16 protein-coding genes and 1 other annotated feature (1 of these 17 running past the window's edge) are annotated in these 19,984 nt (G+C 47.0%); of the genes, 14 read left to right on the top strand and 2 right to left on the bottom strand.

What is annotated here, in order from left to right:
- Nucleotides 1-210: a binding site (T-box leader), on the top strand; it begins 82 nt to the left of the window's first position.
- A 507-nt stretch (nt 211-717) separates the two neighbouring features.
- Nucleotides 718-3,816 (top strand): isoleucine--tRNA ligase, encoded by a 3,099-nt coding sequence (gene ileS / locus G3352_RS07260; protein WP_163755302.1) that lies wholly within the window; start codon nt 718-720, stop codon nt 3,814-3,816.
- Between the two features lie 230 nt (nt 3,817-4,046).
- Nucleotides 4,047-4,403: a DUF5665 domain-containing protein gene (locus G3352_RS07255; protein WP_063567857.1), complete on the top strand. Its 357-nt coding sequence runs from the start codon at nt 4,047-4,049 to the stop codon at nt 4,401-4,403.
- Between the two features lie 12 nt (nt 4,404-4,415).
- Here G3352_RS07255 and G3352_RS07250 read toward each other — a convergent pair whose 3' ends face one another.
- Nucleotides 4,416-5,153: a TraR/DksA C4-type zinc finger protein gene (locus tag G3352_RS07250; RefSeq protein WP_163755299.1), complete on the bottom strand. Its 738-nt coding sequence runs from the start codon at nt 5,151-5,153 to the stop codon at nt 4,416-4,418.
- A 220-nt stretch (nt 5,154-5,373) separates the two neighbouring features.
- On the opposite strand from G3352_RS07250, the gene lspA reads away from it, so the two are divergent.
- The 8 genes from lspA to G3352_RS07210 all read left to right on the top strand — a co-directional run bounded on the left by lspA (nt 5,374) and on the right by G3352_RS07210 (nt 11,919).
- Nucleotides 5,374-5,868, top strand: coding sequence for a signal peptidase II (gene lspA, locus G3352_RS07245; RefSeq protein ID WP_024628399.1), 495 nt, complete (start codon nt 5,374-5,376; stop codon nt 5,866-5,868).
- Nucleotides 5,861-6,844 carry an RluA family pseudouridine synthase gene (locus G3352_RS07240; RefSeq protein ID WP_143764570.1) on the top strand — a complete coding sequence of 328 codons (984 nt, stop codon included), beginning with the start codon at nt 5,861-5,863 and terminating at the stop codon, nt 6,842-6,844. Before lspA ends, G3352_RS07240 begins: the two co-directional genes overlap by 8 nt.
- A gap of 109 nt (nt 6,845-6,953) precedes the next feature.
- Nucleotides 6,954-8,207, top strand: coding sequence for an LL-diaminopimelate aminotransferase (locus G3352_RS07235; RefSeq protein WP_113053859.1), 1,254 nt, complete (start codon nt 6,954-6,956; stop codon nt 8,205-8,207).
- A gap of 180 nt (nt 8,208-8,387) precedes the next feature.
- Complete coding sequence (locus G3352_RS07230; RefSeq protein WP_205524744.1) at nt 8,388-9,302, top strand: decaprenyl-phosphate phosphoribosyltransferase; 915 nt, start codon at nt 8,388-8,390, stop codon at nt 9,300-9,302.
- Nucleotides 9,303-9,335: 33 nt separating this feature from the next.
- Entirely contained in the window at nt 9,336-9,968 is a 633-nt protein-coding gene (locus G3352_RS07225) for an HAD-IB family hydrolase (protein ID WP_163755297.1), read from the top strand.
- Between the two features lie 26 nt (nt 9,969-9,994).
- Nucleotides 9,995-10,285, top strand: coding sequence for an EamA family transporter (locus tag G3352_RS07220; protein WP_163755410.1), 291 nt, complete (start codon nt 9,995-9,997; stop codon nt 10,283-10,285).
- Nucleotides 10,272-10,592 carry a DMT family transporter gene (locus tag G3352_RS07215; RefSeq protein WP_345940735.1) on the top strand — a complete coding sequence of 107 codons (321 nt, stop codon included), beginning with the start codon at nt 10,272-10,274 and terminating at the stop codon, nt 10,590-10,592. The genes G3352_RS07220 and G3352_RS07215 overlap by 14 nt, the downstream gene beginning before the upstream one ends.
- Before the next feature lie 115 nt (nt 10,593-10,707).
- The gene (locus G3352_RS07210) at nt 10,708-11,919 is read left to right on the top strand and encodes a DUF6080 domain-containing protein (RefSeq protein ID WP_240342971.1); all 1,212 of its coding nucleotides are present in this window, start codon (nt 10,708-10,710) and stop codon (nt 11,917-11,919) included.
- 153 nt (nt 11,920-12,072) lie between these two features.
- Here the strand turns inward: G3352_RS07210 and G3352_RS07205 are convergent, their stop codons facing one another.
- Entirely contained in the window at nt 12,073-14,748 is a 2,676-nt protein-coding gene (locus tag G3352_RS07205) for a YhgE/Pip domain-containing protein (protein ID WP_163755292.1), read from the bottom strand.
- 792 nt (nt 14,749-15,540) lie between these two features.
- Between G3352_RS07205 and pyrR the strand changes: the two genes are divergently transcribed.
- From pyrR to carA, 4 genes are all read left to right on the top strand, one after another.
- Complete coding sequence (gene pyrR, locus G3352_RS07200) at nt 15,541-16,104, top strand: bifunctional pyr operon transcriptional regulator/uracil phosphoribosyltransferase PyrR (protein WP_090901445.1); 564 nt, start codon at nt 15,541-15,543, stop codon at nt 16,102-16,104.
- Nucleotides 16,104-17,015, top strand: coding sequence for an aspartate carbamoyltransferase catalytic subunit (locus tag G3352_RS07195; protein WP_094939311.1), 912 nt, complete (start codon nt 16,104-16,106; stop codon nt 17,013-17,015). Before pyrR ends, G3352_RS07195 begins: the two co-directional genes overlap by 1 nt.
- Before the next feature lie 126 nt (nt 17,016-17,141).
- Nucleotides 17,142-18,446, top strand: a complete 1,305-nt coding sequence (locus G3352_RS07190) for a dihydroorotase (protein WP_163755290.1) — start codon at nt 17,142-17,144, stop codon at nt 18,444-18,446.
- A gap of 394 nt (nt 18,447-18,840) precedes the next feature.
- Complete coding sequence (carA, locus tag G3352_RS07185) at nt 18,841-19,983, top strand: glutamine-hydrolyzing carbamoyl-phosphate synthase small subunit (RefSeq protein ID WP_053784194.1); 1,143 nt, start codon at nt 18,841-18,843, stop codon at nt 19,981-19,983.
- Nucleotide 19,984 lies beyond the last annotated feature (1 nt).

Genomic DNA, 19,984 nt, shown 5'->3' with positions numbered 1-19,984 from the left:
AGCCGAATATCTCCCCGGAGAAGTGACGCTGAAGCGGTGAAGGATTGGCCGTGTGTAAGCGAAACCGTGAGCCGAACGTTATATCGGCACCCTGCTGTAGTTAAGCGGGGCATAAGCGCTGTTGATGACAGAGCATACCCAATTTATATTGGATGTGGTTTGTGATGAACAGAATTAGGGTGGTAACGCGAGCATAACCTCGTCCCTTTCCAGGGATGAGGTTTTTTTGTGTCCAAAAAAAGGCGAACGTGCATGAGGCCGAAGGTCTCTCAAGGAGAGAGCCGACCGCCGGAAGAGCGAAGCATCCGGCAACTGGGGTTTCGCTAAGGCGAAAGTACATGAGGCCCGAGGTGCCTCAAGGAGAGAGCCCGCCGCCGGAAGAGCGAAGCGTCCGGCAACTGGGGTTTCGCTAAGGCGAACGCCCATGAGGCCCGAAGGTGCCTCAAGGAGAGAGCCGACAAGCCTGAGGAGCGAAGCGTCCGGCAACTCCGTTCTCGCGGTAAGGCCCTGCGGCGTTCCCGAAGGGGACAGCCGCATGAGGGCCGACTCCACCATACACACCCTCGCCAACGCCGCCGCAGTTCCCGCCAAAGACAACCCATTCCGGGTGTCCAGAGGGCGGAGCGCCTATGGGGTCCCCCTTGGTAAGGGGGATTTAGGGGGATTGAAACGCTGTTTGTGGACGGTCCACAACTATATCTCGAAAGGAAGATTATCATGCAACGAGTTGACGTCAAAGAGAAAGCACGTGCAAGAGAACTACGTGTGTTAAACAAATGGAAAACCGAGAATACATTCAAAAGATCCATCGAAAACCGGGAAGGCAAGCCGAATTTCGTATTTTACGAGGGACCACCAACAGCCAACGGTAAACCACATATCGGTCACGTACTGGGACGAGTAATCAAGGATTTCGTGGGACGTTATAACACGATGAAGGGTTACCGCGTCGTTCGTAAAGCGGGCTGGGACACACATGGTCTGCCTGTAGAACTGGGTGTTCAGAAAAAGTTGGGCATCTCCCACAAGTGGGAAATCGAAGATTATGGCGTGGAAAAATTCATTAACGAATGTAAAGCGAGCGTGTTCGAATACGAACAACAATGGCGCGATCTGACGGAAGGTATCGGCTACTGGACCGACATGAATAATCCGTATATCACACTCGACAACAATTACATTGAAAGTGTGTGGAACATTCTGGCGACGATTCATGAAAAAGGCCTGCTGTATCGCGGTCACCGTGTGAGTCCTTACTGTCCGTCTTGTCAGACTACACTTAGCTCCCATGAGGTAGCCCAGGGGTACAAAGACGTGAAAGACCTCAGTGCTACAGCCAAATTCAAGTTGGATGACAGCGGCGAATTCGTGCTTGCCTGGACAACAACGCCTTGGACATTGCCTTCACACGTTGCGCTTGCCGTGAATCCGGATATGGACTACTCCCGTGTTCGTCAGGACAATGAAGTGTACATCATGGCGACTAACCTTGTTGAGAAAGTCATGAAGGATGCCAAAGGTGAATATGAAATCATCGGTGCGTTGAAAGGTTCTGACCTGGTTGGCAAAACGTATGATCCTCCGTTCAATTACGTGCAGGCTGAGAAGGCAAACATCATCCTGGGTGCAGGTTTTGTAACCGATGCAAGTGGTACAGGGATTGTACACATGGCACCAGCACATGGTGAAGATGACTATCGTGTATGTCGTGAGAATGGCATCAGCTTTGTGAACATGGTGGACCTGGAAGGCAAGTTTGTGCCACAGGTAACTGATTTTGCCGGACGTTTTGTTAAGGATTGCGATATTGATATCGTAAGATACCTGTCTGAAAAAGGACGTTTGTTCAGCAAAGAAAAATATGAGCACAGCTATCCGTTCTGCTGGCGTTGTGATACCCCACTTCTGTACTATGCAATGGACAGCTGGTTTATCCAAACAACAGCAATCAAGGATCAGCTGATCGCCAATAACAGTGAAGTAGACTGGTACCCAGGCCACGTTCGTGACGGGCGTTTCGGGAAGTTCCTTGAAGATCTCGTAGACTGGAATATCAGCCGTGACCGCTATTGGGGAACGCCACTGAACATCTGGGTATGTGAAGAGACAGGTGAACAATTCGCTCCGCATAGCATCGCTGAACTGCGTGCTCGTGCCATCGGCGACGTGCCTGAGAATCTGGAGCTGCATAAGCCGTATGTAGATGACGTCAAAGTCATGAGCTCTTGTGGCAAATATGAAATGAAACGTACACCGGAAGTGATCGATGTCTGGTTCGACAGCGGCTCCATGCCGTTCGCCCAGCAGCACTATCCATTTGAAAATAAAGAAATATTCGAACAGCAATATCCGGCAGACATGATCTGTGAAGGAATTGACCAGACACGTGGCTGGTTCTACAGCTTGCTGGCTGTATCTACACTTTTGACAGGCAAAGCACCTTATAAAGCGGTTATGGCAACAGGCCACGTTCTCGATGAGAACGGACAGAAGATGTCCAAATCCAAAGGTAACGTTATCGATCCTTGGGAAGTTATCGAAGAATACGGTACAGATGCATTCCGCTGGGCTTTGTTGTCTGACAGCGCACCTTGGAACAGCAAACGTTTCTCCAAAGGCATCGTGGGCGAAGCGAAATCAAAAATGGTGGATACGCTGGTCAACACCCATGCATTCCTGACGCTGTATGCTACGATTGATGGATTTGATCCACAGGAGCATCCGTTCAAGTTGTCTTCACACAATCTGGACCGCTGGATTTTGTCAAGACTGAACAGCCTGATTCTCGTTGTAGAAAAAGCGCTGGCTGTTAACGACTATCTGAACTCTTCCAAAGCCATTGAAGCGTTTGTAGATGAACTCAGTAACTGGTATATCCGTCGTTCACGTGACCGTTTCTGGGGTAGCGGATTGACAGAAGACAAACTGGACGCTTACCGTACACTTACCGAGGTGCTGGTGACTACTGCCAAACTCGTGGCTCCATTCACACCAATGCTTGCAGAAGATATCTATCTGAACCTGACTACCGGTGAGAGTGTGCACATGGATGATTATCCGGTTGCCAATGAAACGCTGATTGACTTGAATCTGGAGCAGGATATGGAGACAGCACGCCGAATCGTGGAACTTGCCCGTAATGTCCGTAACGAAACAGGAATCAAGACACGTCAACCGTTGTCCGAACTGATCGTTTCTCTGGATAAAGGCTTCGATCTGGCAAGTTATGAAGAGATCATCAAGGATGAGATCAATGTCAAAACTATTCGTACCGAGCATGATGATGCGGATTTCGTTGATTTCACTTTGAAGCTGAACTTGAAAGTAGCGGGTAAAAGGTACGGTAAAAACGTAGGCTTCCTGCAGAATTTCTTCAAGGGAATGTCAGCAGATGAGACGCGTAAAGTGGTGACAGAAAATCTTCTGAACGTTGTTTCTCCGGAAGGTGAAGAGCTGCAAGTGACGGGTGAAGAACTGCTGGTGGAGAAACAAGCCAAATCCGGTTTTGCCTCGGCATCCGGCTATGGTCTGACGGTAGCTCTCAATACGGAGATCACAGCAGAACTTGAACAGGAAGGTTGGGTCCGTGAAGTCATTCGTGCAGTTCAAGACACACGGAAGAAGCTGGATCTGCCGATTGAGAAAAGAGTACGTTTGACGCTGGATGTAGACTCTTCTTTACAAGAAGCAATTAAGGCCTTCGATCATGTGCTGCGTGAGAATGTGCTCGTTACCGAAGTTACCTTCGGAACGAATGCTTTAATGCAACGCATTGAAGCTGGAGGCAAAGCCATCGGTGTTTATATCGAGGGGTAATGCAGTAATTCTCACGTAAGGCGTTCCTGGAGAAAGGATTGCTCTGTCAGACTTTAACGGGGACAGAGTAACTCTATTTCAAATAGGACAGTATATAGAGACAGACATGCCAACGAGCCTCAGATGCAGGAGATCAATCCTGTGTCCTGGCTCGTTTGGTTTTTCAGCAAATGGGCAATGATTTCTATTGTGCAGACCATTCTATATACATCAAAGGAACTGAGTAAATTATGAACGAACAGGATACCCAATCGCCATCTAATTCAGAATCCACGACGCATTCCAAGAATGCGGAGGACAAGATTGAAGAACTTCACAAGCTCACTAACCGGCTCGCGAATGAACTTGAACGTTCACGAATCGCACAGTATACGGAATTACTGAACCGGCCGTGGAAGCTGATCGGACTTAATCTGTTGTCTGGCGCCGCAAGGGGCGTGGGGATTGCCATCGGTTTTACTTTTTTTGCAGCAACGATTATTTATGTGTTACAAGTGCTAGGCGCGCTTAATCTGCCCATCGTGGGTGATTACATCGCAGATATTGTACGGATTGTGCAGCGACAGTTGGAATTAAACACTTATTAGGTTACCCGTAGGTTAATACGAGTCATCTGACTCGACATCCGGTTCTAACAGACCTTCGCCTTCGCGGTTCTCCAGATACTGTCGATATTGCCGATTGCGCACGATGGAAACGTCATGACCGTATATATCGGTTGCAACAAAGCTCTCATATGCCTCAACGCATCCCTCCACTTCGTCAGTGGCTTCAATCGCCATAACGTCATAACTGTCGATGTCGCGTCCCTCAGCCATAGCGGGAGTATTGGAGGTACCCCAACTTTCAACAATCTGCCATGCGTCTTCGCCATCAAAACCGTTCTGGTCATCACGTTCATCCAGGCTTGTGCGGCCAAAGGCAGGGGCGAGGAATTCTTCCTCGACAGGACGATTTTCAGAGACAACCGTTTCAGGTTGATGCTTTTTGCAGTATTTGGTGTAAGGAACAGCTTGCATGCGTTCATAGGGGATAGGTTGCTGACACACAGCGCAAGTTCCATAATGGCCTTCTTCGATGGAATGCAGGGCAGAATCGATGCGCTCCAATTGAAATTCATCATGCTCCAGCAGGGAAATATCTTTTTCGCGCTCATACATCTCGGTAGCTACATCACCTGGATGGTTGTCAATCGGTGATAATTCACCTGTCTGAAGCTTCATGGAATCACCAAGACCATAATGTTCGTTCTGCTCCAGTCTATGTTCAATATCGCGCTTTTCTGTTATCAATTGGGAACGTAAGGATTGCAGTTGTTTGGCAGTGAAATGTGACATCATTTTCCCCTTTCTGTTCCGTATGAACTCCGGATTTTAACTCTGTTGTAGGATGTACCATTTGGTGCAGAATTACAGAAGGGAAATGTTATCGTTTTTGCCATCCAGGCTGCGGCTAACCGCGTCGTGGACGATTTCCAAACAGCTGTGCTACAATGAACAAGTCTGGCGTAAAGCCTGGTATCGTTTGGAAAAGACAAGAACGGAGTGACAAACAAACGTGGTGTATTATATCCTCGCTTTTATCGTATTTTTAGTCGATCAGGGAACGAAGTTCCTAATTGCAACCCGGATGGAACTTAGAGATGAAATTCCGGTGATTGGCAATTTCTTTGTCATCACATCACATCGTAACTCAGGTGCAGCTTTTGGTATTTTACAGGATCAACGCTGGTTCTTTATTGTGGTTACACTAGTTGTCGTGGTGGCTTTGGTTTGGTATTTACAAAAGGTAAAAGATACTCCGCACAAATTGCTGCCTGTAGCGCTTAGTTTGGTACTTGGGGGAGCTATTGGTAACTTCCTGGATCGGGCTTTGACCGGAGAAGTGGTGGATTTTATCCAGCTTAATTTTGGTAGCTATACGTTTCCCATTTTCAACATAGCCGACTCAGCGATCTGTATCGGTGTGGTACTGATTATTGTAGAAACGTTGCTTGAAGGACGGCGCGAGAAAGCAGCCGCAAAGGTCGAAGGGAATGAACATCATGAGTAAATCGCAAAATGAAGAACAGACTAACGGAGACACGTCAACGCATGACGATGAACTCTTGAATGGCAATGATCGTATGGAATGGACGGTTGCTGCTGAACATAATAAAGAACGAATTGACAAATATATTACAGAATCCATGGATAACGTATCGCGCTCCCAAGTTCAATTGTGGATCGGAGACGGATTTGTAACGGTGAACGGGGCTAAAGTCAAAGCTAACACCAAATTATCTGAAGGCGATCTGGTAGAGCTTCTGATCCCTGAACCGACGACTGTAGAGATTATTGCTGAAAATATCCCACTTGAAGTGGTATATGAAGATAGTGATTTGATCGTTATCAACAAACAGCGTGGCCTTGTTGTACATCCAGCACCAGGACATACGTCAGGAACACTTGTTAATGCACTGATGTATCACTGTAAAGATCTCTCAGGCATTAACGGCGAACTGCGTCCGGGTATTGTGCATCGGATTGATAAGGACACATCAGGTCTAATTATGGCTGCCAAAAATGATCGTGCTCACGCCTCGCTGGCCGCTCAACTCAAAGAGCATAGTGTGAATAGACGATATATTGCACTCGTTCATGGGCATCTTAGCCATGATCAGGGTACGATTGATGCACCAATTGGTCGAGATACCAATGATCGCAAAATGTATACCGTTACAGAGCGTAACAGTAAACATGCGGTCACGCATTTTACCGTCACCGAGCGCATCAATGACTACACGTTGTTGGAGCTGAAACTGGAGACAGGGCGTACCCACCAGATTCGTGTTCACATGAAATTTATAGGTCATCCGCTTGTTGGTGATCCGACGTATGGTCGTAACAAAGGAATCAAAATGCAGGGACAAGCCCTGCATGCCGCGATTCTCGGTTTTGTACATCCAACGACCGGAGAATACCTTGAATTTACAGCTCCGCTTCCGCAGGATATGGAAGATGTTCTGGCCTCACTGCGTAGCCGCTGACAGCTCGAGAAAGTACAAATGTTCGGATAATTTGTCCATGGTTTTGAACGCGCAAATGCTTCATATTAAAGTGTAGAAATTTGCGTCAAATGAGGAGATGAACAAAATCATGAGTATCGATAAATATCAGGAAACGTACATTCAGACTAATTTTGCCGACCGTATTGGCGGCTCCAACTATGGTAAAGACACCAACATCTATAAATTCGAGAAAATCAAACGTGCCAAAGCTTCGGCTAAAAAAGATTTTCCCAATGTAGAACTGATTGACCTCGGCGTAGGTGAACCGGACGAGATGGCAGATGCAGGCATCGTAGCTGCATTGGCGGAGCAAGCCTCCAAACCGGAAAACCGTGGTTACGCGGATAACGGTATTCCTGAATTCAAGGAAGCGGCAGCTGCTTACCTGAAAAATGTATTTAATGTTGAAGGTATCGATGCATCAACTGAAATCGTGCATTCCATCGGCTCTAAGCCAGCTTTGGCGATGATGCCTTCTTGCTTTATCAATCCAGGTGATGTAACGATTATGACGGTGCCAGGGTATCCGGTTATGGGTACACACACCAAATACCTGGGTGGTGAAGTATTCAATATCCAGTTGACCAAGGAGAACAATTTCCTGCCAGATCTGTCGGCTATTCCAGAAGATATCGCGAAACGTGCGAAGTTGCTCTATCTGAACTACCCGAATAACCCGACGGGGGCGAGTGCTACCGTGGAGTTCTTTACGGAAGTGGTTGAATGGGCGAAGAAATACAGCGTAGTCGTTGTGCATGATGCTCCATACGCAGCACTGACATATGACGGCAAAAAACCGTTCAGCTTCCTGTCTGTACCTGGTGCGAAGGATGTGGGCGTGGAATTGCACTCCTTGTCCAAGTCCTATAACATGACAGGCTGGAGAATTGGTTTTGTTGCAGGTAACCCGCTTGTTGTTAAAGCATTCAGCGACGTAAAAGACAACAATGACTCCGGTCAGTTCATCGCGATCCAAAAGGCTGCTGCTTATGGATTGAACCACCCGGAAATCACGGAAAAAATCGCTGAGAAATATTCCCGTCGTCACGACCTGCTGGTAGCTGCACTGAACGAGCTGGGCTTCCAGGCTGAGAAACCTAAAGGTTCCTTCTTCCTTTATGTTGAAGCTCCAAAAGGTATTGCTGGAGGCCGCCGCTTTGAATCAGGTGAAGACTTCTCCCAGTTCCTGATCCGTGAGAAACTGATTTCTTCGGTGCCTTGGGATGATGCCGGTAACTTTGTTCGTTTCTCCGTTACCTTTGAAGCTAAAGGGGAAGAGGAAGAGAAACGTGTTATCGCTGAAATTAAACGCCGCCTGAGCGACGTGCAATTCGAATTTTAATTGAGTTCACATAATCATAATGATGTAGAGAAAAAAGAGACCGAGAACGGTCTCTTTTTTTATGCAAAAAAATATAAATTCTTCCTGTAATCCCTTTACAAAATTATACAAGCAACATATGATTAGATCTTTACGTTATTTATATAAGTCAGAAGTTGCTTTTGAAGGGAGTTATGGAAATTGTTATCATCACGTACCAGTACCGTGTCTACACCTGCTGCAGGGACAGGCAATACCATTTCAGGATTGCTTAAATTATTGAGGCCAAAACAATGGACCAAAAATTTGTTGTTATTTGCCGCTCTGCTTTTTTCTTTTGAGGAGATTCGCACAGAGACCATTCTATCGACTTTACTAGGTTTTATTTTATTTAGCCTGGTTGCAGGCTGCGTTTATATTTTAAACGATTATGTAGATCGCGATAGAGATCGTCAGCATCCCGTGAAGATGTTCCGTCCCCTTGCTTCTGGACAGGTTAATCCGGCTCACGCCTTGCTGTTTGGAATTCTGTTATTGATTCTTTCGGTCGGTACAGCCTTCGTAATGAACCCGTTATTCGGAGTGTTATGTATTGTTTATTTCCTTTTGAATGTGTCGTACTCATTTGTACTGAAACATCTCGTTATTCTGGATATGATGACCATTGCGGCAGGGTTTGTGCTTCGTGCGATTGCGGGCGGTGTGCTGATCCATGTACCATTTACGCCGTGGTTTCTCATCTGTACGATGTTGCTGTCCCTGTTTCTGGCCATTGGCAAACGTAGGAATGAACTTACCCTGCTTGAGGGAAATACCGGTTCCCATCGGAAAGTATTAGATAACTATTCGATTACGTTATTGGATCAGTTCAATACCATCGTCACAACGGCGACCATTATCAGTTATTCGCTCTTTACGTTCACATCCGATCGCACCATTCATTTAATGTGGACGATTCCTTTGGTCATATACGGCATGTTCCGTTATCTGTATCTGATTCATATGAAGAATCAAGGTGGTTCGCCTGATCGAGTTCTATTTGAGGACAAGCCCATCTTGATCACGGTTATTTTGTATGTCATAAGTGTTATTTCGATTTTTGCTATTTTTGAATAAAAGTTTGAGTTTGGAAGGTAGAGGGGGATCAGGGTGAAAAGCACTAAAGTCGCCATCTTTGATATTGATAAAACGATTATACGCAGAGATTCCATGTTCCAGTTTGTACATTACGGCGTTCGGCGTTACCCATGGCAGGTATGGAGATTGCCTGTAATTGCATTTCATACCGCGTTGTTCAAGGCAGGTCTGATGACCGTTGAGCGTGTCAAACGTTCCTATTTCAAAAGCATCGAGCGCATGTCCGAAAAAGATCTGGAGCATTTTTTTGATACACGATTGCGTACTGCCATTTTTGCTGAGGCAAGTGTAGAGATGCAGCACCGTAAGGAAGCAGGTTATCATGTTTTGCTGGTGACCGCATCACCGCATGCCTATATGAAATATTTTAAAAATTTTCCCTGGGTGGATCATGTCATTGGTACCGATCTGGTTCGTCACTCGAATGGCTATACCTGTAGGATTGAAGGCAGCAATTGCAAAGGGGATGAGAAGGTTCGCCGAATTCAGGCCTATCTGGATGAGAAAAAGATGGTGATTGATTATGATCAATCCTGCGCCTACTCCGACTCCCTATCCGATCTTCCAGTGATGCAGTTGGTGAGTCAGCGATACTTTATTAACAAGCATGTGCCAGAGATGGAGGCATTGTCGTGGGGGAGATAAAAGGGCGCCATACAGGCAAGCTGTTGATGCTTGTCTCCGCTTTTCTTACAGCGACGGGCCAACTGTTCTGGAAGTGGGGACTGACCGAGTGGGTCTATTTGTGCATCGGTTTTCTCTGTTATGGACTGGGTGCCATTTTGATGATCAAGGCTTTTGCTTTGGAAAAGCTGTCTGTGGCCTATCCTTTGATGTGTGCGAGCTATGTGTTTGCGCTGATCTATGGATACTTTTTGCTAGGAGAAGAAATTACGGTGCAGAAGCTGGCCGCTGTTGTGCTGCTTGGAATCGGGGTGACGTTGACCAGTGTTGATCGATAGCTGGATGATTGCTGTACTGATCGCAATGACCCTGTGTGGAGCAATGGGGGGAGGGGGTTTGAAAGCCTACGCCATTAGCCGCAAAAAGCTGCATGTTCTAATGGGGCTTGGATTCTATGGTGCAGGTGCGCTGCTGAACATTGTATTGTTGAAATTTCTTCCCTTAACGGTTGTGCTGCCTGCCAATGCGTTAACGTATGTGTGGACGCTCATTATAGCGCGCTTTGCCTTTAAGGAAACAGTGGGTCCTTTGCGCTGGATCGGTGTCGCTTGTATTATGGGTGGGTTGTGCTTATTGGTTTTCTAGAATAATTGAAACTGGATGTGAACGCATGAAATTTTTGGACTACATATTTTATAATCGCAGGACCAATTGGACGGCATTTTGCCTGTTTGCGGGTTTTGCTCTTTTTTACGCTCTCATGAATGGACCTTACGTGACGTACATTGCGAATCAAGCAGATCTTCTTGGTTCATACACGCCATTTAGTACGACACAGTTCCCACTTAATTTATTTAACTTCGATCCTTCCATGTATTATGGAGATAACAGTTCTTCGGTGATTCATCCGTTAATTTCATTCCTGGCGGTTACACTTGAAGCAGGTGCTCAACTGTTGGGCGGAAATTGGTTCTTTCTTGTCCTGCAGTCCCTTGTGAATGCGGGTTCGGTTGTACTGGTATTTCTGTTTTTGAGTCAAAAAGATAAACAAATCACTACACCGTTACTTTTCGCTTTATTGTTCGGTTTCAGCTCCTATCTGATGTTTACCGCGTTGATTCCGGATTCGTATCCGTACGTACAATTTGTTATCCTATTCTCTGTGCTGTATATGCAGTACACCCGTGAACGCAAAGATGTTCGTTACATCCCGAATGCGCTGCTGGCATCCATCAACTTTGGGCTGACATCGACGAACATTGTACCGCTTGCGGCTGCCATGTTTTTTAATTTGCGTACGTGGCGTAACAAGTCTGGTTGGAAAAAGTATATCGGGATTATGGCACTGGCTGTTGCCTTCATTGTAGTATTGACAGGGATACAGTATATCGCGTTTGGCGGTCGTAGTTGGGTCAGCAATTGGCTGCTTGGTATTCAAAATGGGGGAACAAGCTATGCCACTCCATTCCAGTTCGCAGTTCATTGGAAGGCTTTAAGCTTACTAACGATTAATCCAATGCTGTCACCGAAAGTGCACTTGCTGGACCCGGGCATGGTCGCGTTTGTAACGGATTTATCCCGTTCCAATCCGATCTATGTTCAGCTCACGGGTATTTTTATTCTGCTGCTGGCGCTCACTGGGTTTATTAAAGGCATCCGTGAACGGGAAGTGTGGACACTTGTGCCATACATTCTGTTTGCATTTTTACTTCATATCGTTGTTGGTTTTGGGCTGGCGGTATTTCAATACGATATGTACCTGTATGCAGGACACTATCTGTTTGCGTTTTTCCTCCTCGGTGGGGGCTTCGTCATCGATCTTCGTCCGGGGCTGGGTAAAAAAGTGCTAATAGGCTTGATCATGCTATGTATTCTCGTCACCGCAGGGAACAACATCTATCGGCATGTAGAAACATTAACAACCATTAAGCAGTCCTATGATCAGTTGGAACAGGAACGTACAGTGAATTAATCAGAGATTTTAATTATCTATATAATGAGACAAGGCCATTGGACTGTAAATCCAATGGCCTTGTCTTGTTTGGCATGATTCATTCGATATGTGCATGTTGGTTTAAACAAAAGACCCACTGCGTTCATTACGCAGAGGGTCTCACGGACGAGTTTAAGCGATAATTTTGGTCTTCTTGGCATTCTCGGCTGAACGTTTGGTGAGACTGCTGAGTGGACGTTTCAAAGCGAGTGCAACGATGAGACTCAGTGCGATGAACATGCACAACCACAGAATATCCTTGATGGCAGTCGACCACAGGATGCCCCCGACCGACTCACGCAGCAGGCTGATCGCATACGTGAAAGGCATGAACGGATTCAATGCCTGGAAAAAGGGCGATGTCATGCTGATAGGAAACGTACCGCCGGAGCTGGAGAACTGGAACACCATGAAGATGATCGCGATCCCTTTTCCGATATTCCCAAAAACGGACAGCAGGGTGTACGTTATGGTGACAAATACGGCACTCACCAGCATGGCAAACAGGACAAACCACAGTTTATCTGCGACATAGGTGCCGAGGATCAAAATATCTCCCAGGCTGACACAGATTGCCTGAAGCAATCCAATAGTCAGAAAAGTGGCAAGACGTCCAAGATACAACTCGTATCCCCGGAACTTGCCTTCTGGATTCTCAGCTTCGGCACGAAGCAGGGAAATTAGCAGCGTTGAGCCAACCCACAAGGACAGCACGCCATAAAATGGTGACATGGCTGATCCGTAATTCGGAATCGGGTAAAGCTGCTGTTCCTTGATTTGCACCGGACTTGCTAGAAAAGCACTCTCTTCTTCAATGTCACCGCGTAAAAGCTTGGCGAGCTCGGCAAACTGGTTATTGCCTTCAACTTCTCTAAGTTTGTCTGCTGCCTTGCTGATGGCACTTTCCAATGCTGGCAGATCATCACGTACAAGCGTGGCAACACGATGTACTCCTTGTTCGACCTCGGGAAGCTGATTTTGTACAAAATCGGATGCCTTGCCTATCTGTTTCTCGGCATTGGGCAGATCGTTCCGAACAAAATCAGCCGCTTCATTCAGCTTGGTCCCCAGCTTGGGCAGATCGTTTCGAATTAATGAAGATACTGTGTTCAAAGCTTGGATGAAGCCTTCACTTTTGTTCGCAAGTGTCTCCGATATCTCATGAATCTTAGATTGTATTTGAGGCAGTTCGCTCTGGATTTTTGTCAATTCAGTCTGCCCAAACGTAATGCCTTCTTTGGCTGATGCAAGAATGTCCGCAATATCCGGAATTCGATCTCTTGCTCCCTGTAGTGTATCTGCTGAAGTGGAAAGGATAGACCTCAGCTTATCCGCACCAGCCGCAAGAGCCGGCGATATTTCGCTCTCGTAGGTGTTCATGAAATTGCCAATGCCGCTGCTAATCTCCTTGGAGAGAGCATTTAACTGGGCGATGACGTCTGCGGGCGGAGTTGTATTGCGACGCAGAGCATCACTGATAATCCCAGCCAGGCGGATTTGCAACTGAAGTTTATCTGAAATGGTGTTCAGCTGCGTAATTTTATTAGCAAGTGGATGGCTTGGAAGCAAGTTGTCGATTTTGCCCAGTAGTTCTGCCATACTGTCGACGAGTTTTACCGCAATCCCCAAGCGGGCAGCGATCCGGTCCAGATCTTCTGCTGTCGGCAGTTTAGTAAGATCCGTATTCTGCAATTGCCCAAATACGTCTGACGCAGCGTTTGCGATTTGTTGCACCAACAGCAGGTTTTGCCGGATTGCCGGGCCTATGGCCTGAAATGCTTCTTCACTGGAATCCACAAACTGATTCAAGCCTTCGGCCAGCTCAATCCCGTTACCAGCGATTTGGGATACTTTGTCCAGATCTTGCTCTGCGGCGGTTACGATAGAGAGAGCCTTATCGGTTTTATCCAGGGCCGTTTGGATGACACCAGATACCTGACCAAAGTTCGCATCCACATCTTGAATACGTTCTACGGCTTTTTGAATATCGGGAATCCGCCCCTGAATAGCCAACACCTCGGATGCTGCATCATTAATTTGAGGCCAATACTCCTGTACCTTGAGCACATATTGTGCAGCTTCATTGATTTCGGGTAGTTTTTTTTCGATTTCGACGATCTTTTGAGCATCTTTTACGATACCAGGCATGGCTTTTTCTACTTCCAGTACCTTTTGACCTGCAGCTTGTATATCCGGAAGATTTTTCTCCAGCGTGAATATGCCATTCTCCATCTTGCGCAAAGTTGGAAGCTGGGCATTGATCTCAACTCCGGCTTCCTTCAATTTGGTTAGAACAGCCTGACTGACGGCTTCAGTGAAATTTTCATTGATTTGTGTTGTAATCGCAGATACACCAGAACCTGTGATTTTTGGAGCGATGGCATTAACCTTTTCATTAACGGTATAGATTACCTCTGGGCGCTCCAGCTTCCCGTCAACGATACCTGTAATTTTGGTTGAAAAGTCCCCAGGAATGAGCAGGCTTGCATAATACTCTCCTGTTTGCACCCCACGGTCAGCCTCAGCCTGGCTCACAAAAGTCCATCCCAGCTTTTCGTTCTGTTTGAGGCTGGACACCAGTTCGTCTCCAATATTGACATTAGTTCCTGCCACAGTTGCACCCTTGTCCTCGGTTGTCACCGCAATTTTAATCCCTTGGGTGTTACTATAGGGGTCCCATACGGACTTCACGTTAACCCAGTCATACACCCCGGGTAGTAAAATAATAGCCACAATTAGAAAAATACCTGTGGGAACCTTCAAAATATGCAACCAGTCTGTTTTGTAAACTTGCCAAATGTGACGCATAACTTCCTCCTAAATGTAAATAAATGTAGGTCTTATCTTATTTCTATGTCGCGTATTTGTAAATCCTTATGTATATCGGCTTTATTGAAGCATCAATGAATTGTTTCATGTTTATAAACTTTACCCATTTCACTGGGGACTAATGCAGAGCCTTCATGTATTCCGTGTTTCTGGGACGTTGAACTCTAAAATTAGAAGAGATGGATCATATTGAAAATACCTTTAGAACTTAAAATAGTTATGACAAAACTCATTGTTTGTTCCAAAGGGGGAGAGCTTTGTCTCAACTTGGATTATAGTCAGAGGATTATTTTGGTTGTAAGGTTCTCCGCAATTTCTTATGGATAAATATACAGAATTATTGTATAATTATGAATAACGAATGAAATGTGATGTGTTTGGATGTTTTTCAGCCGAACTGCTGATTCTAATTCTAAAGGGAATACAGTAGAGGAATTTCGCCTGTGATGTTGAGGTGTTGACAGAGGGTTGTCTTTCTGTCATAATTCATGAAGACAAACGGACATATTGAGTATAGAACCCTGTGAGGTCCTTCAATATGAACGACATGAATAGCACCTTTAAATCAGTCCCGTGAGACTGGCAAGGTAACGTGAACGATACATCGTTTTTTTGCTGCGGCAAATGAAGCGATGCATCCCGAGAGTAAACTTTCTTCAGAGCGGTCTGAAGTTCGGAGACTCCTTGCCAATAAACACGGCAAGGAGTCTTTTTTGTTCTCCTCGTCACGGGGCCATGATCTGAAAGGTAAATCCTGAGGAGGCTGAACGCATGAGCACAGAGACACATGTCATTATGGATGAAACCGCGATCCGCCGTGCATTAACACGGATTGCCCATGAGATTTTGGAGAAAAACAAAGGCATTGAGGGCTGTGTACTGATCGGTATTCGAACACGGGGTGTATACCTCGCAGAACGGATCGCCGCCAAGATTGAAGAAATCGAAGGTACACCGATCCCTTGGGGAGAGCTCGATGTGACCCCTTATCGCGATGATCGCTTGGATGAGAATAAAGCGAATCGCAAGGAACTGTTGACGATGACACCTGAATCACTTTCGATTCATAACAAAAAAGTGATTTTGTTCGATGATGTGCTTTATACCGGACGGACGATTCGCGCAGCGATGGATGCCCTGATGGACTGTGGAAGACCACAGAACATTCAGCTGGCGGTTCTCGCAGATCGCGGACACCGGGAACTTCCGATTCGACCTGATTTTATCGGCAAGAATGTGCCGACTTCCAAATCAGAGGAGATCGAGGTTGCGCTCATGGAAACGGACGGACAGGACGAAGTCAAGATCATTCAGAACCGGGGGGAACAAGCATGATGATTACACAACCAGCATTGAAGGACCGGAGCTTGCTTGGCCTCAAGGAACTTAGTCGCGATGAGATCGAATCCATTCTGAACAGAGCAGCACACTGGGAAGCGCAGAAGGAGAAACTGGTTCCTGTACTGGAATCCCACTTCGTAGCCAACATGTTCTTCGAGAACAGCACGCGTACTCGGTTCTCATTTGAGATGGCGGAAAAACGTCTGGGTGCACAAGTACTGAACTTCACGGCGGCTGCATCAAGCGTGGAGAAAGGTGAATCCATCTATGATACGGTACGCACACTGGAGTCCATGGGCATCGACGCAGGGGTGATCCGATTGAAACCTTCGGGTGTTCTGCAACAACTGGCTCAGAAAGTGAATGTTCCACTGGTGAACGCCGGAGATGGGAATAACGAGCATCCTACACAGGCGCTGCTGGATCTCTACACGATGCGGAAGGCTTTCGGTGAGCTGAAAGGTTTGCGTGTGTCGATCATCGGAGACATCCTACACAGCCGTGTAGCTCGCTCTAATCTGTGGGCCCTGCAAAAGTTTGGTGCAGATGTGCGCTTCTGCGCACCGCAAACGATGCAGGCACCGGAGCTCGCAGAACACGCACCTTATGTAGGTCTGGAAGAAGCTCTCGATGCGGATGTAGTCATGATGCTCCGAGTTCAACTGGAACGTCATAAACATGGCCTGATTACTTCGGCTGAGGATTATCGCGAACACTATGGATTGACGGAAGAACGGGCGTCACGCCTGAAACCAAGCACAATCATTATGCACCCTGCTCCTGTGAACCGAAATGTCGAGGTAGATGACGCGGTAGTGGAGAGCGCAGCATCGCGGATCTTCCCGCAGATGGCAAACGGTGTTCCAATCCGCATGGCGGTCATGGAACGTGCGATGAAACTGTAACAGGGTCTGGCTGTGGGTCATAGGCTGACGGGACGGAAGTTCTTATAGAGCAATGTGAGGGTACACGATAAAGAAAATCATCCGGCTTGTCTGGCAAGTCGGACAGAACCGAAGCGGAGGGCAATTATGCTACAGATTATAAAGAACGCGAACATCTTGAATCAACAAGGGGAACTTGAACGGAAAACGATCATTATAGATGAAGGAAAAATTCAAAAGATCGCTGGAGTGGAAGACGAAGCGGTACTGAAAGCAGAGCAATCAGCGCATAGCGTAACCGATGCTTCAGGCAAACTGGTCATTCCCGGTTTGATTGATATGCACGTGCATCTGCGGGAACCTGGATTCGAGCATAAAGAGACGATCGAGACGGGAGCCCGTTCGGCAGCACAAGGCGGTTTTACAACGATTGCATGTATGCCGAACACAAGACCGGTAACCGACAGCGCGGATGTCGTTAAGCTGGTTTTGGATAAAGCCAAAGAAGCCGACCTAGTAAAAGTACTGCCTTATGCAGCTATTACGAAGAATGAGCTTGGACGTGAACTTACGGATTTCGCCGCATTGAAAGAAGCGGGTGCTATTGGATTCACGGATGATGGGGTGGGCGTACAAAACGCTCAAATGATGAAAGATGCTATGAGCCTTGCAGCAAGCATGGATATGCCAGTCATCGCTCACTGCGAAGACGACTCATTGGTAGTTGGCGGATATGTGACAGAAGGCGAGTTTTCGAAGCGTCACGGTATCAAAGGTATCCCAAATGAATCCGAGGCCATCCACGTAGGCCGTGATATCCTGCTTGCAGAAGCAACTGGAGTTCACTACCACGTCTGCCACGTAAGCACGGAGCAGTCGGTTCGCTTGATTCGTCTGGCGAAGTCCATCGGTATTAAAGTAACTGCAGAGGTATGCCCACACCATCTGGTATTGTCGGATGAGGATATCCCAGGTATGGATGCCAACTGGAAGATGAACCCTCCTCTTCGCTCACCACGCGATGTGCAAGCTTGTATCGAAGGTTTGCTGGACGGAACGCTGGACATGATCGTTACCGATCACGCGCCGCATAGCGAAGAAGAAAAAGCAAAAGGCATGGAGCTGGCACCGTTCGGCATTGTCGGATTCGAAACAGCCTTCCCGCTGTTGTACACGAAGTTTGTGGAAACAGGGCTTTGGAGCCTGGACTTCCTCGTGAAACGCATGACAGCTGATCCGGCACGGGTATTCCGACTGGATACTGGCAAGCTGGAAGAGGGCGCACCAGCGGATATCACGATGATTGACCTGAACGAGGAAAAAGCGGTTGATCCTGCAACGTTCGCAACCAAAGGAAGAAACACACCGTTCACAGGCTGGAAGCTGAAAGGCTGGGCCACACAAACATGGGTGGACGGCAAAAGCGTGTGGAACAACACGGTACAACAGTAAATCAGTAACTTAGTAAATCCATAAATTTCACATCTTTAATTCTTTTACAACAACAAGTCTTTATAACTCTAAATCTACAACCTATACACCAATAACATCTTTAAAACTAACTCGAGGCAGACCATGCCGAGAGTCCAATATACGAAACAAAGAAAAGTTGAATAATGCTTTTGAACATGGACACTAACGTAACTGCGGAGTGGGCAGAAAGAACCCGAAGAAGTAAAGCGTTCGCCTTTATCACCGGATTACTCCATTTGAAGAATGGGATCAAAGTAATCCGGGGATAACAGCGATCAAAGGGTTTTCTGCCCACGGAGCCGCACCAAACGTAACGTCCCCCATGTTCAACTCAAAATATTCAACTTTGATAAACACAGAGGAGTGAAATGGGATGCAGGCACAGGCAAGATTATTGTTGGAAGACGGCACGCTGTTCACCGGGAAAGCATTCGGTGCTGAAGGTGAAACAACAGGTGAGGTCGTTTTTAATACGGGAATTACAGGCTATCAAGAGGTGCTTTCGGATCCTTCTTATTGCGGTCAAATCGTAACCATGACGTACCCACTGATTGGTAACTACGGCATTACGCGTGACGACTTCGAGTCGATTCGTCCGTTCGTACACGGTTTTGTGGTACGCCGTCATGAGCCGACACCAAGTAACTGGCGTGCGGAATACAGCGTAGACGATTTGCTTAAAGAGTATGGCATCGTTGGGATCAGCGAGATTGATACACGGATGCTGACTCGCCGGATTCGTCACCACGGCACAATGAAAGGAATTCTCACAACAGGATCGAAACCTGTGGAAGAGTTGCTGGAGATGATGGGAGACACCAGCATCGCTGAGCTGCGTAACCAGGTTCCTATGACTTCTACTCAACATGTTTACAACAGCCCGGGAACGGCTGAACGCATTGTATTGGTTGACTACGGTGCAAAAACAGGGATTTTGCGTGAACTCAGCAAACGTAACTGTGACGTTGTCGTAGTTCCGCATGATGTAACAGCGGACGAAATCCGCCGCATGAACCCGGATGGCATCCAGTTGTCCAACGGCCCTGGGGACCCGAAAGACGTTCCTCACGCGGTTAAAATGATCAGTGAACTGCTCGGCGAATATCCGATCTTCGGAATCTGCCTGGGTCACCAACTGTTCGCACTTGCGGCAGGAGCCGACACAGAGAAGCTCAAGTTTGGACACCGTGGCGGAAACCACCCGGTTAAAGAACTGGAGAGCGGACGTTGCTTCATCACATCTCAGAACCACGGTTACACTGTAAACGAAGAATCCGTGAAAAATACGGAGCTTGAAGTGACACATATCAACAATAACGATAAGACCATCGAAGGTCTGAAACATAAAACATTCCCGGCGTTTTCCGTTCAGTACCACCCGGAAGCAGCGCCAGGACCATATGATAACAGCTATTTGTTCGACCGCTTTATCGAGATGATTCGGGAACACAAGATTACTCACCCGCAACAGCCGCGTCAAGCCGTACTGGCAGCCGCAGTGAAAGGAGCACAATAAC

Source organism: Paenibacillus sp. ALJ109b (genome assembly GCF_010747435.1).
Classification (GTDB): domain Bacteria; phylum Bacillota; class Bacilli; order Paenibacillales; family Paenibacillaceae; genus Paenibacillus; species Paenibacillus taichungensis.
The sequence above is the reverse complement of the archived record's forward strand: the minus strand, read 5'-3'. Positions and strand labels throughout refer to the sequence as shown.

Excerpts from the sequence above, each read along its gene's own strand:
- G3352_RS07240 (WP_143764570.1), top strand. The coding sequence starts at position 5,861 with ATGAGTAAATCGCAAAATGAAGAACAGACTAACGGAGACACGTCAACG.
- G3352_RS07190 (WP_163755290.1), top strand. The coding sequence starts at position 17,142 with ATGCTACAGATTATAAAGAACGCGAACATCTTGAATCAACAAGGGGAA.
- G3352_RS07220 (WP_163755410.1), top strand. The coding sequence starts at position 9,995 with ATGCTTGTCTCCGCTTTTCTTACAGCGACGGGCCAACTGTTCTGGAAG.
- G3352_RS07210 (WP_240342971.1), top strand. The coding sequence starts at position 10,708 with ATGAATGGACCTTACGTGACGTACATTGCGAATCAAGCAGATCTTCTT.
- G3352_RS07255 (WP_063567857.1), top strand. The coding sequence starts at position 4,047 with ATGAACGAACAGGATACCCAATCGCCATCTAATTCAGAATCCACGACG.
- G3352_RS07195 (WP_094939311.1), top strand. The coding sequence starts at position 16,104 with ATGATTACACAACCAGCATTGAAGGACCGGAGCTTGCTTGGCCTCAAG.
- G3352_RS07250 (WP_163755299.1), bottom strand. The coding sequence starts at position 5,153 with ATGTCACATTTCACTGCCAAACAACTGCAATCCTTACGTTCCCAATTG.
- G3352_RS07205 (WP_163755292.1), bottom strand. The coding sequence starts at position 14,748 with ATGCGTCACATTTGGCAAGTTTACAAAACAGACTGGTTGCATATTTTG.
- carA (WP_053784194.1), top strand. The coding sequence starts at position 18,841 with ATGCAGGCACAGGCAAGATTATTGTTGGAAGACGGCACGCTGTTCACC.
- ileS (WP_163755302.1), top strand. The coding sequence starts at position 718 with ATGCAACGAGTTGACGTCAAAGAGAAAGCACGTGCAAGAGAACTACGT.
- pyrR (WP_090901445.1), top strand. The coding sequence starts at position 15,541 with ATGAGCACAGAGACACATGTCATTATGGATGAAACCGCGATCCGCCGT.
- G3352_RS07235 (WP_113053859.1), top strand. The coding sequence starts at position 6,954 with ATGAGTATCGATAAATATCAGGAAACGTACATTCAGACTAATTTTGCC.